The sequence below is a fragment of the Bacterioplanoides sp. genome (assembly GCF_965226395.1).
Classification (GTDB): Bacteria; Pseudomonadota; Gammaproteobacteria; order Pseudomonadales; family Oceanobacteraceae; genus Bacterioplanoides.
Map to the genome: position 1 here is coordinate 1,636,947 of NZ_OZ245358.1, position 13,452 is coordinate 1,650,398.

The 13,452-nt window shown below is 51.8% G+C and carries 11 protein-coding genes; 8 read left to right on the plus strand and 3 right to left on the minus strand.

Translation table 11 applies throughout. The annotated features are described in order from the left end of the window. Positions 1–21: 21 nt before the first annotated feature. A complete protein-coding gene (locus tag ACO05E_RS07445) occupies positions 22–2,448 on the minus strand; it encodes a fibronectin type III domain-containing protein (protein ID WP_419812351.1) in 2,427 nt (808 codons plus the stop codon). A gap of 209 nt (positions 2,449–2,657) precedes the next feature. Here ACO05E_RS07445 and ACO05E_RS07450 point away from each other — a divergent pair, with 209 nt between their 5' ends. Next, complete coding sequence (locus ACO05E_RS07450) at positions 2,658–3,587, plus strand: histone deacetylase (RefSeq protein ID WP_419812352.1); 930 nt, start codon at positions 2,658–2,660, stop codon at positions 3,585–3,587. An 8-nt stretch (positions 3,588–3,595) separates the two neighbouring features. Here the strand turns inward: ACO05E_RS07450 and ACO05E_RS07455 are convergent, their stop codons facing one another. Further along, on the minus strand, positions 3,596–5,497 hold the full coding sequence (locus tag ACO05E_RS07455) for a sigma-54 interaction domain-containing protein (protein ID WP_419812353.1): 1,902 nt from the start codon (positions 5,495–5,497) through the stop codon (positions 3,596–3,598). Positions 5,498–5,849: 352 nt separating this feature from the next. On the opposite strand from ACO05E_RS07455, the gene ACO05E_RS07460 reads away from it, so the two are divergent. The 6 genes from ACO05E_RS07460 to ACO05E_RS07485 all read left to right on the plus strand — a co-directional run bounded on the left by ACO05E_RS07460 (position 5,850) and on the right by ACO05E_RS07485 (position 11,379). Then, on the plus strand, positions 5,850–7,349 hold the full coding sequence (locus ACO05E_RS07460) for a CmpA/NrtA family ABC transporter substrate-binding protein (protein ID WP_419812354.1): 1,500 nt from the start codon (positions 5,850–5,852) through the stop codon (positions 7,347–7,349). A 5-nt stretch (positions 7,350–7,354) separates the two neighbouring features. Further along, positions 7,355–8,215: a nitrate ABC transporter permease gene (gene ntrB, locus ACO05E_RS07465; RefSeq protein WP_419812355.1), complete on the plus strand. Its 861-nt coding sequence runs from the start codon at positions 7,355–7,357 to the stop codon at positions 8,213–8,215. A gap of 3 nt (positions 8,216–8,218) precedes the next feature. Beyond that, positions 8,219–9,082, plus strand: coding sequence for an ABC transporter ATP-binding protein (locus tag ACO05E_RS07470; protein WP_419812356.1), 864 nt, complete (start codon positions 8,219–8,221; stop codon positions 9,080–9,082). A gap of 61 nt (positions 9,083–9,143) precedes the next feature. Continuing rightward, entirely contained in the window at positions 9,144–9,584 is a 441-nt protein-coding gene (gene cynS / locus ACO05E_RS07475; protein WP_419813668.1) for a cyanase, read from the plus strand. 102 nt (positions 9,585–9,686) lie between these two features. After that, on the plus strand, positions 9,687–10,151 hold the full coding sequence (locus tag ACO05E_RS07480) for a DUF1348 family protein (protein ID WP_419812357.1): 465 nt from the start codon (positions 9,687–9,689) through the stop codon (positions 10,149–10,151). A gap of 79 nt (positions 10,152–10,230) precedes the next feature. Next, positions 10,231–11,379 carry a hypothetical protein gene (locus ACO05E_RS07485; RefSeq protein WP_419812358.1) on the plus strand — a complete coding sequence of 383 codons (1,149 nt, stop codon included), beginning with the start codon at positions 10,231–10,233 and terminating at the stop codon, positions 11,377–11,379. A 23-nt stretch (positions 11,380–11,402) separates the two neighbouring features. On the opposite strand, the gene ACO05E_RS07490 is transcribed toward ACO05E_RS07485, so the two are convergent. Then, positions 11,403–12,323 carry a LysR family transcriptional regulator gene (locus ACO05E_RS07490; protein WP_419812359.1) on the minus strand — a complete coding sequence of 307 codons (921 nt, stop codon included), beginning with the start codon at positions 12,321–12,323 and terminating at the stop codon, positions 11,403–11,405. Positions 12,324–12,510: 187 nt separating this feature from the next. On the opposite strand from ACO05E_RS07490, the gene ACO05E_RS07495 reads away from it, so the two are divergent. Further along, positions 12,511–13,371: a crotonase/enoyl-CoA hydratase family protein gene (locus tag ACO05E_RS07495; RefSeq protein WP_419812360.1), complete on the plus strand. Its 861-nt coding sequence runs from the start codon at positions 12,511–12,513 to the stop codon at positions 13,369–13,371. Positions 13,372–13,452 lie beyond the last annotated feature (81 nt).

Genomic DNA, 13,452 nt, shown 5'->3' on the forward strand with positions numbered 1-13,452 from the left:
AAATAAAAAGTCGTACTGTTTTTACTCCGCAGGATCAGCCTTCGTAGCACCACTCACCACCACAACCCCGGCTTCGCCTTGTGCGTCCAGCGTCGTGATGCGATAGCTGTACGAAGTACTCGCCGTCAGCCCGCTATCGACATATTTCTGAGTGGTTGCATGGGAGCCGTCTGTCACATTCTGATCGTAATCCGAATGGCGGGCAGCGATCACGCTGTAGGCACCGCCGTTTTCGGAGCGTTCAATTTTATAGCCACGCTGTCCTAGCGGCTCACCCCAATCAAGAATCAGTGTGGTGTCAGAATAAGAAATCACACGCGCGTCTTGTGCCGGTTCAGCACGTAGCTGAACATTCACCACATCCGAAGCGGCACCCGCCGCCGAATTTTTCAGCGCTTTCACCCGATAGCTATAAGCGCTGCCCGCCAATAACCCCGTGTCGGTGTATTGGGTGGTTGCAGCATTCAGTAATGCCAGTGAATAAAACGATAAGCCATCTTCAGAACGCTCCAGCATATATTGCTCTGCGCCGTTCACAGCATTCCAGCTCAGGGCAACCTGTTGGTGGTCAACGCTGGTCTGTCTGAGACTCGCTGGAGCAGCCAGCTCAGAGTTAACACTACGCTCGGTCTGACCGGTAATCGCCACCGAAGAAAACTGCGCCTGCGCCATCGCACCGGTATTCAACGCCGATTGTGCTAAGCCCACATAGATTTCATCGGGAGTGTCGATGGTTTGTTCGCTGATCAGTGTCCAGTCACTGCCATTTGCTGACAGATAACTGCGGAAGCGGTTAAAACCACCGCCCGATTCGCTGGCTAACCGTTCCAGGCGCAACCAACGTGTGTCAGCAGGCGCGGAGCCATTGTGTTGAGAAGCACCGTCTGTTTGTGTTCGTACGGTCTGACTCGGGCCGTTACTGCCCGACACAAACTGGCCGATATGAGCACTGCCGGCGCTTAACTCCGCGCGCATCATCACGCCAAATTTGGCCCATGGAGCAGACGCATTATTACTCTCTACTTTTGCCACAATGCTGCCCGCGCCCTGCAATTTCTGATACACAAACACCATGTTGTCGGCACTATTCCAGATATCACCGCCGGTCGCTTTTAACGTCCACTGGCGGGTATTGGCGTTGTAAGAGGTCTCGCCAATTAACCGTTTTGGGCCAAAGTTCGCCACCCGCCAATCTCCGGGAACGGCATTCACCCGCAGCCGGTATTCGCCCAAATCGCTGTAGCGTTTAGCGCTTTCCAGCTGCAGGTAATAACGTCCGGCCGCCAGATCAGCCGCTAACCACTGGTGGTTAATGCCATTATTCACCAAGCCAATCGGCTGTTTGTTCGCGTTTAATAATCGCAGCGTGATATTTACCGGCGACAAACCAAAGGCATTGCTGCTGATCAGGGCATGGCCGCCGTCCCAGTCAAAAAAGAAACTGTCGACATCATTCATGGTTTCGATCACGCCACTGGCGACAAATCCTTTATGCTCCAGGCGTCCCAGCAGGGTGGCTGAATCCAGATCCGCGGCATGGTCATCCGGTCGATAGCCACTGCTGCTGTCATCAAATGCTCTCACCCGGCTGGCGAGGTGCTCCACGCCACCAAAAAAGCTGTCTTTGGCATTGCCACGGAATTTATTCGACCACTTATTCACAATGCGGTCACCGGCGCCCAGGTGCCAGCCGCGTAACGGATAAGGGCTGGCGTAATAACCAGAGTTCACCGCACCCTGATCATCCAAACCAATCACATGACCAAGACCAAAGGTATGCCCACCTTCGTGACCCACTACTGAAGAGTACGGCCCATGCTCTGCCCGCATCTGCGCAATATCCCGTTTACTATGACCATAACCACCATAGGCCACGCCCAACTTGGCACCGGGGAAAATCACGTTCCAGCTATGCGGGCGCTCAAGGTCAATTTCGGTCGTTACATCTAAGTCAAACATAGCGAACTGAGCCGCAGTGGTTGCCCACCAGTTGTATATAAACTCCTGCTCCTGGGCGTTATAGGTGTTGGGGTCTCCGTCGAAGTCCACGCCATCATGGAATTCGCCTAGATCGAAATCACCATCAAAATCGAGATACACCTGCCCTTTGGCGTTGGGCAGGCTGTGCAATAACGGCAAACCACGCGCATCAGTTTTCATATCTTGTGGCAAACCGTAGTTATAAAACGCCGGCTCATGAGCGGGAGTAACCACTGGCGAAACCGGACCATCAGGCTGAGAATCAGACCCTGAATCCTCTGGTTTGGGGGTTGAAGGAGTAGAAGTTTGAGGAGGGTTCGCAGTTGCCCCGTCATCCACTCCACCGGAACCCGATGAACCACCACAAGCAGCCATCATCAGAGATGACAGAATAATCAGACTCAGGGGCTTGGCGCGGCACGCTATACCAGCAACTCGATAACCCATATCACCAACTCGATAACCCATGGACAGGCCCTAATAAAAAAGAATTAATTTCTGTCAGACAACCCTAGCACGAGCCCAGTAACAACCAAGTTATAAAATGAAAAAATGTGATGCACAGAGCACTAAGATCAATAAAACACAGTCTCAGCCGCTGAATAGCAACCACTGACGAGTGCAATTCCCGAACACTCAGCGCACAATATCGGCTCCCATTGTTAATAGGCTCGCTTGTGCTGCCACTGGTTTATCACCCCAACTATTCCTGCCCCTTCCCGGAAGATCATCGCTTTGTGATGTCGAAGTTTGTACGTCTGCACGACTACTGCTTACAGCATGGGTTGATTGGTCAGCACAATTTATTTCAGCCTGAGACTGTCAGTCAGCAAGTCATGAGCATTGCGCACGCCATGCCTTATCTGCAGATGATCAGTGAACAGAACGACGATACCGACCCAGACAATAAAAAAGCCTGGCGGCGTATTGGTTTACCCTGGAGTCAGGGGCTGGTTGAGCGCACCTTCACCGCCCCTAATGGCACCTTGTTAACCGCTAAGCTGGCGCTGCAATATGGCATGGCGAGTCATTTAGCCGGTGGCACTCACCATGCTCATCGTGATTTTGGTTCCGGCTTTTGTCTGTTGAATGATTTAGCCTTTACCGCCTTGTCGTTATTACACAGCGGTGAAGTGAAGAAGATTCTGATCTTTGATTTAGACGTGCATCAGGGCGATGGCACAGCCGCCATCTTAAAAGACGAACCGCGCGCCTTTACCTGCTCGATTCATTGTGAAAAGAATTTTCCATTCCGTAAAAGTGCCAGTGATCTGGATATTGGCCTGGATAAATTCCTCGAAGATAACGCCTATCTGGAGGTCGTCGAGGGCACTCTGAATCAACTGCTCGATCAACACCAGCCAGATATTGTGCTTTACGATGCCGGAGCGGATGTGTGGCAAGGCGATGAACTGGGGCATTTAAATATCAGCTGGAACGGCGTTCAGCAACGCGATGAGTTGGTGTTAAAAACCTGCTTACAACGTCATATTCCGGTAGCGACTGTGATTGGTGGTGGCTACGACAAAGACCACACCCGGTTAGCGAAACGTCATGCCGTCGTTGTGGAAACCGCGGCGCATTTATTTGCTCAGTATTTAGATTAACCCCTGTATTAACTCCTTACTTGGCTTTTTAATGCGTTTACATCAATACCGGATTTACGGATACGTGAGGCTAAGGTTGTTGGCGCAATACCTAATAAAACCGCGGCGCCATCTTCGCCAAAAATTTTCCCCTGGGTTTGTTGTAACGCATTACGCAGATTCTGTTGCTGAAAGCGAATCATCTCGTGCTCAGACAAGACCGTGCTTTTAACGGATGCCGGGGTTTCTGAGCGCGGTGCTGACGCAGCCGACATGCCAGCCAGTTCTGTAAATCGCAGTGTATTGCCCTGAGCCAGAATCACCTGACGTTCAATCACATTCTCCAGCTCACGAATATTACCCGGCCAAGGGTAGTTCATCAGAGTCTGTAATTCACTTAACGGGACTTTTAATACCGGCTTATTGCTGCGCTGGGCTGCTTTATGAACAAAGTGCTGAGTTAATAATGGGATATCATCTTTACGCTGGCGCAAAGGCACAGAGTTCACCGGAAAAACATTCAGCCGGAAATATAAATCTTCGCGAAAGTGACCCTGCTCCACCTGATGTTTTAAGTCTTTATTGGTGGCTGCCACAATACGCACATTAATACTACGGGTGCGGGTGTCGCCTACCCGCTCAATTTGTTGCTCCTGTAAGGCACGCAATAACTTACCCTGTAAATGCAGTGGAATTTCTCCCACTTCATCAAGAAATAACGTGCCACCACCGGCCATTTCAAACCGTCCTGGGCGATCTTGTGTAGCACCGGTAAATGCACCTTTCACATGACCAAAAAATTCACTCTCAAATAAATCTTCAGGAATGGCGGCACAGTTCACCCGGATTAACGGACGGCCATTACGCGGACTGATATCGTGCAGCGCCCGGGCAATTAATTCTTTACCGGTACCGGATTCCCCCTGAATCAATACCGTGGCATCAGTGGGTGCCACCAGCTCAATTTGTTGCAACACCTGCTGAATCGCCGGGCTCTTGCCAATAATCTGGTGGTGATTAAATTCCGAATTTAATTCTTCCTGCAGGTAAGCATTTTCCAACTCCAGCTTATCTTTTAATTGCTGCACTTCATCGAGTGCCGCCAGCAGTTTTTTCTGATCGGCTTTTTTCTGGGTCACATCACGAAAAATCACCACCGCACCAATGGTAAAACCGTTATCACGAATCGGCGTACTGGTGTATTCCACCTCCACCGCACGACCGTCTTTAGACCAGAATACGTCGTCTTCAACCACGTGAACTTTACTGTCGCGGAAGGCTTCAAAAATCGGGCAGTCACAGGCATGAAAATGACTGCCATCACGATGCGAGTGATGCACCAGGCTGTGCATATTTCGCCCTAATAATTCCTCGTTGGTATAGCCTAAAATACGCTCCGCCGCCGGATTAACAAAAGTGGTGATGCCATGGGCATCAACCCCATAAATGCCTTCCCCGGCGGCATCGAGTAGCAGCTCATTGCCCCGTTCAAATTCCTGAAATACCTGAGCCACCCGATTCCAGTGACCAATGCCGGAGGTGTAATGGCTTTCGGCATCGGAGCGCTGGCGCTGACGTTCCACCTCCGCCACCGGAAACATATTAAAAAACACCACATACTGGTCGCCCTGTTGCTCACCTCGGGCATGAATTTCAACCCGTATATCCTGGCCCTGTTCCGGTTGCTGTATCCGCAGCGATAACGAGTCATTCCAACCACGGCCGCAAGTAATAATTTCTTCGGTAAAGGTAATCAGTTGTGGGAAATGCCCCGGAAATAACCGCGATACACTGCCCTCAAGTAATCGCGGAGCTGCTTCGCCAACCAAGCGACAAAAATCCTGATTCACCTGCAGGATACGGTTATGCCAGGGGTCAATCGCAATTTGTGCTCCGGCAGCCGCCTGAAAAAACCAGGTTGGGTTAATCATCACCATATCCTCTGTGCAGAAAAATCACTCTCTTTTATGCCCTTCAAAAATCACTCCAGATTACGACTCTTCGTAGTCGCCACTACGACATTTCCTACATTACGAATTTTCGTTGTTCTGTTTTTTCGGACGATTTTTAAAAATCCTTTATTAATCAAGGCATTAAAAAACTTTCGGGGTTTGGCACTGGGGTTGCTCTAACGGTGTTAACCCGAGCCGAGGTTTTAGCGACGATTTTTACCTCAGAGGCTCAGCCATAAAAACGCACCATAAGATCAGCCAGATACGGACTTTTTCAGCGACGTGCGATTTTTCAGGGCAGACCGAATGTTTTAATAAAAGGGGAAGTACGATGGGGAATAAAAGCTTAGGCAATCCATTCGACAGTGATATTTCACTGGCACACACCAAAGGCTGTACCTGCAAAACCTGTCAGGCGGAACACGCTCAGGTTTTAACCGATTACGACCGTCAGGCCTTACTGGAAAAACAGCTGGAACAACAGATTGAGCAGGATGCGCTGGCGTCACAACATACCCAGGCAGCTCACGGCCAAACCACTAACACCCAGCCCGGCGCGGCCTTCGATAGCAGCGACGACATGATGGATCGTGCGATTGAAAGCGCCATCGTGCGTGGGGTATTTGGTCATAACGATATGCAGCGCCGAGATTTTATTCGCGCTGTGGGTGGCGGTACGTTAGCTGCGGTACTGGGCAGTATTATTCCTCTGGATAAAGTAAAAGCCGCGGTGAAAGATTCGATTGGCCCGCTGGAAAAATCCAAATTAAAGATCGGCTTTGTTCCTATTACCTGTGCAACTCCCATCATTATGGCGCAGCCCATGGGCTTTTATGCCAAGTACGGATTGGATGTTGATGTGATTAAAACCGCAGGCTGGGCAGTAGCACGGGATAAATCATTAAACGGCGAATACGATGCCTCTCATATGTTAACGCCCATGCCGCTGGCGATGAGTATGGGTGCTGGTTCCACCGCCACGCCGTACATTATGCCCGCGGTAGAAAACATTAATGGCCAGGCCATTGTGTTGCACAACAAACACAAAAATAAGCGCAACCCAAAAGACTGGAAAGGATTTAAATTCGGCGTGCCGTTCGATTATTCGATGCACAACTTCCTGTTGCGTTATTACGTTGCCGAACATGGTATCGACCCGGATAAAGATATTCAGATTCGTGTCGTGCCACCACCAGAGATGGTCGCCAATTTACGCGCTGGTAACCTCGATGGCTACTTATCACCCGACCCGTTTAACCAGCGCGCGGTGTACGAAAAAGTTGGTTTTCTGCACACCTTAACCAAAGACATCTGGGAAGGTCATCCGTGCTGTGCCTTTGCTTGCAGTCAGAAGTTTGCCACCGAAATGCCCAACACTTATGCGGCGTTGTTTAAGTCGATTGTTGATGCCACACACTTCTCGGCCAAAGCAGAAAACCGCGCTGAAATCGCTAAAGCCATTTCCCCGAAAAATTACCTCAACCAGCCAGAAGTGGTGGTTAAGCAGGTGCTCACCGGCCGCTATGTGGATGGCCTGGAGAAGAAGGTTTACGACGTGCCGGATCGGATCGACTTTGATCCGTTCCCATGGCATTCGATGGCGGTATGGATTCTCACTCAGATGAAACGCTGGGGATACGTTAAAGGTGATATCGACTACAAAGGCATTGCTGAACAGGTTTATGTCGCCTCCGACACCGCTAAGGTAATGCGTGATTTAGGGTACGAACCACCGGCCAAAACCTATGAAAACTACACCATCATGGGCAAGGAGTTTGATTACACCAAGCCGGAAGAATACATCAACAGCTTTGCCATTAAGCGGGTGTAACGGCTATGGCAAACTTTTTTTCACGCGACTTCTTGTCACGCCGTTCACTCAATGTACGCGCCACGCTGGTGGCGCTGCTACTGCTGTTGGTCTCACTGGGTATCTGGGAGGTGTTAAATCAGCCACCCGAAGCTTCCGGCGAACTCAGTGAGTTTGAGCTGTTGATGGGTGGTGCCGATCAGGAAGCGCGGGTCCCCCCGCCTTCCGCCGTATTGGCTCACGCCTGGAACGAGCTCAGCAATCCCTTCTATGACGCCGGGCCGAACGATAAAGGCATTGGTATTCAGCTGGCCTATTCCCTGTATCGGGTGCTGACCGGCTTTTTAGCGGCCACGTTAGTTGCCGTGCCTTTGGGGTTTCTGATTGGCATGTCACCACTGATGTATAAAGCGCTGAACCCCTTTATTCAGGTGTTACGGCCTATTTCACCTCTGGCCTGGATGCCACTGGCGTTATTTGTGATTAAGGATTCAGAGCAGTCCGCCATCTTTGTGATTTTTATCTGCTCCATCTGGCCGATGTTAATCAACACGGCCTTTGGTGTGGCCGGTGTCCGCCAGGACTGGATCAACGTTGCCCGCACCCATGAGTTGAGCAGTTTACGCACCGCCTGGCAGGTTATTTTGCCCGCCGCCGCGCCCACCATTCTTACCGGCATGCGTATTTCCATTGGTATTGCCTGGCTGGTGATTGTCGCCGCCGAGATGTTAGTGGGTGGTACCGGCATTGGTTATTACGTCTGGAATGAGTGGAACAATCTCGATCTCAACAGCGTGATCTTCTCCATTCTGATGATTGGTCTGGTGGGCATGTTGCTGGATCTGGCGTTGGGCGCGTTAAGCAAACTGGTGCAGTACGAGGAATAAACCATGAGCAAACATTTTGTCAGCGTCGAAGGACTGAGCCGCATCTACCCCGGCAAACCCGACGATGTGGTGGTGTTTGAAAACGCTAATCTGAACATTGAGCAGGGCGAGTTTGTCTGCATCATCGGCCATTCCGGTTGTGGCAAATCGACCATTTTAAATGTGCTGGCCGGGCTGGATGAGCCATCTGCCGGCGGTGTGATTATGGATGGTAAAGAAGTCAGCGGCCCAAGCCTAGATCGTGGTGTGGTGTTCCAGAATTACAGCCTGCTGCCCTGGTTAACGTCATTACAAAACGTCAGCTTCGGCGTCAAAGCCCGCTGGCCACAGTGGACGCCACAGCAGGTTCAGGCACACAGCCAGAAATTCTTAGAAATGGTCGGGCTCAGCCATGCATTGCAGAAAAAGCCTTCACAACTCTCTGGTGGCATGCGCCAGCGGGTCAGTATCGCCCGGGCCTTTGCCACCTCACCCAAACTGCTGCTGTTGGACGAACCCTTTGGCGCACTGGATGCCCTGACCCGGGGAGTGATTCAGGATGAGTTGATGGCGATTTGCCGCGAAACACAACAGACCGTGTTTATGATCACCCACGATGTCGATGAAGCGATTCTGCTGTCGGATCGCATCATTCTGATGTCAGACGGCCCGCATGCTGAGATTGCTGAATCGGTCACCATCAACTTACCCAAACCCCGCAACCGGGCCGAGATTGTGAATGATCCGGGCTATTACCGGATTCGTAATCACCTGATCGATTTTCTGGTGAATCGCTCCCATGAACGCCACGGCCAGCCACAACCACTGGCGGTTGATCCGGCCGCGGATAACCCGTCGATGACGATGAACGCCGTCGCCGCTCAATAACCAACAACCTTAGTCACACTCACAACACAGTAATAACGATCCTTTGAGGAGAACAATGATGATGGATAAAGTCACCATGACCGAGGCGTTAATCGCCGCCAAATTAGAGAAAGGTTTAACCTGGGAACAAATGGGCACCGAACTGGGCATGTCACCGGTATGGTTAACGTCTTCCTGTTTAGGCATGAACAGCGCTCCGGCCGAAAAAGCCTCGGCCATTGCCGAATATCTGGGCTTTGGTTCTGAAATGGCCGAAGCACTGGCGGCCTACCCAACCAAAATCTGGGACCAGGCAGTGCCTACTGACCCTCTGATTTACCGCCTGTATGAAGTGGTCGGTGTTTACGGCCCGACGTTAAAAGAAGTAATTCAGGAGAAATTCGGCGACGGCATCATGAGTGCCATCGACTTTTCGATGGAAATCGACAAGATCGAAGATCCCAAAGGCGACCGGGTATTGCTCACTTTAAACGGTAAGTTCCTGCCCTACAAAAGCTGGTAACGAAACTTTTCAGACTGACCATTATCCATTAATGGTCAGCATCAATATCTAACAAATCAGCCAATCTATCAGCAAACCCACAGAGCTTAATAAGGTAGTTTTATGTCACGCCCTCCTTTACCGCCGTTCAGCCATGACGATGCGGTGATTAAAGTCCGCAAAGCCGAAGATGCCTGGAACGGCAAAAACCCCGAAGCCATTGCCCTGGCCTATTCAGAAGACTCCCGCTGGCGTAACCGTGCGGAGATTTTTTCGGGTCGTCCGGCCATCATTGAGTTTTTAACCCGCAAATGGCAGCGCGAACTGGACTATCGTCTGATTAAAGAAATCTGGGCGCATAGCGATACCCGGATTGCAGTACGCTTTGCCTACGAATGGCAGGATGACGCAGGCCAGTGGTATCGCGCCTACGGCAACGAAAACTGGGAGTTTGACGAAGAGGGACTGATGAAAGCCCGCCATGCCAGCATCAACGACAAGCCCATTAAAGAGTCTGAACGCTTATTCCACTGGCCCAGCGGCCCTCGTCCGGTGGACCATCCGGGGCTGACAGAACTGGGGTTATAAGATTGTCAGCGGCCTCTGTTTTACACCATCGCATTTAAGTACACTGGTGCCAATTTAAAATAAATATAAAGGCTCACCAGTGTCTGACATTCGCTTCTCTTCATGGGGTCTGTGCATCGCCCTGCTTTCTGTCCTTAGCCTGGCCGGCTGTGGGGCATCGACCTCAGGCTCTGGCCAACCAGCAGGTGACACCCCGAACAACCCGTCACAAGATAATTCTGATGACGGAAGCGATACACCTGACACTGGCACTCCAGATAACACGACCCCAGATAACAATACGCCTGATAACAACAATTCTGATAACCCGGACACAAGCAACCCTGGGGATAACTCTGACAATGATGGTGATTCCAATCCTCCGGTGGCTCCGCCGATTGGATCTGACTGCCAATACTCTGCTCCACCGCCGCCTTCCTTAACGGAACATTTTTCTATTTCTCTGAGCGATAACACTTACCAGCACCTCGATGGTGAAGAGTTGGTTAGCAATAACAGCAACGTCTATGGCACCTGGGCCATTGTGCATCAGCAGTCTTCTAGCGATACCTCAAACGAACGCCAGCGCTTGCAGCAGCATCAGATACGTACTCTGTTGGTGATCCGGGAAGCCAGCAGCAGTACCGCCCAGACTCCGGTGGCAGAAATTGCCAGCTGTATCACGGCCGGACAATTCAGTATCCTGAATAATCCAACCATCGGCGATGAGCTGGCGCTGCCGTTATCACAAAGCAGTGATCTGGTTTTGAACCTGACCTCAATGACACAAATGAACGGTGTTGCACCACACACCAGCACCCGGGCGATTAAACTCGATGCCAGCCAGCAGCCACTGGCGACGATAAGCGGAGATATTGATGGCGAATCCGTGACAGCAGAAGATGTCTGGTGCGTTCAGGTGTTCCGCAATACCCTTTCACAACAACAGTGCTCAGGTACGGTGACACTCAACGTCGCGGGATCGGGCATCCGTTTTAATGGCGATACACTCAATGCCGATATGCAGGTTATTTACAGCGATGACAGTGAGAATCTGATTCTCAACAGTAACCGTCCCGCCCCTGCCGTCACCTTGTTTGATGAGGCGTTAACCAGCGCCGAGGCCGCAACCATTGGCGCCAGTGTTGAGCGCAGATCCATACAACTCAACAGCCGCCTGAATGTCCAGAAGCTGAATGAGGGCAACCCGGTAAATGCCTCAGCCACGCTGGTGCTGGTAGCTCCCTGAATTGACCAGGCTAGCTCATCGCCTCACTTCATAGCCCCGGCCAGTGAGGTCAGCATCTGCTGCTTCAGCCACATCAGTGCCGGGTCCCGGTTAGCCTTCTGGTGCCAGTAAAGGTGAATATCCAGCGGTGGCAGCTCCAGCGGCACCGGGCGAATCACAATGCCGCCGTTACGCTGCATCTGACGGGCGTAGCTTTGCGGCAGCGTCAGCAGCAGATCAGTGTCTTTCACCACTTGTAACGCGGCATAATAATTCTGACAGCGCAGGGCAATTTTGCGGCTCTGACCACTGCGGTTCAGGGCAAAGTCTTCGACTCCCGGCCCTTCGTGGCGGCTGGACACCAACACGTGAGAAGCCGAGGTATAAGCCGCCAGATCCAGTGCGGTATTCTGCAGCGGATGATCGCTGCGCATTGTCACCACCATGGCTTCGCGCCCGAGTGGCTGATGTTCAATGTCGTCCGGTACCGGTAATAACACATCGGCGGCAAAGTCGATCTGACCACTGCTGAGCTGCTGCATAATCTCGCGCCGTGGAACCCGCAGGCTGCGCAGCTGAATATTGGGTGCCTGCTGCTGCAAGTTAGCCAGCAGCGGCGGCAAAGCAATAAACTCCATCATATCGCGGGCGGCCAGCGTGAATACCCGGCTGGCCTGAGACGGTTCAAACGCCAGCCCTTCACCCAGTGTCGACTCCAGCTCCTGCAGTGCCACCCGCACCCGATCAACAATCGCTTTTGCCAGCGGCGTTGGCGCCATACCTTTGCCGGAGCGCTCAAACAACGGATCATCGAAGCGTTCCCGCAGCCGCGCCAGAGCATGACTGACGGCGGGCTGGGATAAATACAAACGCTCGGCCGCACGGGTCAGATTGCCTTCGCGGTAGATGGCATCAAACACCACAAATAAGTTGAGATCGACCCGGGATAAATTAATGTCCTGCATACTGCTTCAGCCTTAGCATTCCTATTAGTAATAGATTATCAAGCCCGCAGCAGCTTGTCTGCGTACGTATTTGAAGCGGTGTGAGCACGAAACATGAGCTTTGACCTGACGCCAGGATGTTTTTATATTGCCACCTCATTTCTCAGTTACCGTCAGTGACTGTGCCAACGTATAAGGATCACTTGTTATGGCTCTTTCTCAGTTCGAATGCTTTCAGATCACGGTTCAGGATTACATCGCACACCTGCAGTTCAGCCGCCCGGATCAGCTCAATTCCATGAACAAAGCGTTCTGGGTCGATCTGCCTCGTGCGATTGCTGAGATTGAGACCCAAACCGATGCTAGGGCTATTGTGATTTCTTCCAGCGGCAAACACTTCTCTGCGGGTATCGACCTGAGTGTGTTATCCGATCCGGCGGCATTCCCAATGACACCAGACGCACACGATTCCGGCCGTTTAGGCGAAAACCTGCGCCGTATTGTGATGCAGCTGCAAGACAGCCTGAGTTCTCTGGAGCGCACCCGCCTGCCGGTATTAACCGCGATTCAGGGCGGCTGTATTGGTGGTGCGGTGGATCTGGTGTGTGCTGCCGATATGCGTTATTGCAGCGCTGACAGCTACTTCACCATTAAAGAAACCGAAGTGGGCATGACCGCTGACGTCGGCACACTGCAACGGATGCCGAAACTGATTCCGGCTGGTGTAGTACGCGAGCTGGCGTATACCGGGCGTAACTTCAGTGCCGATGAAGCGTTACGTCTGGGCTTTGTGAATCAGGTGTTTGAGTCGCAAGAGGCCATGTTGGAAGGCGTTATGGATATCGCCCGTAAGATCGCCGCAAATTCACCACTGGCGGTCAGCGGTTGCAAAGAAATGCTCAACTACAGCCGCGATCACAGCGTTGAAGACAGCCTGAGATACATGGCCACCTGGCAGGCTGGTATGTTCCGCCAGCCGGACATGTTGACGACTTTCGCGGCCAAAGCCAAAAAAGAAGCGCCTCAATACCCGGACCTGATGCCGGTAAAAGAGCTGTTCGACAAATAATTGATCCCTGCTGCTAATGAGGCGCGTCAAATCGAAGTGCCTCAAAAGCGGCTATCCTTTGCGATCATAATCAATTGTCCT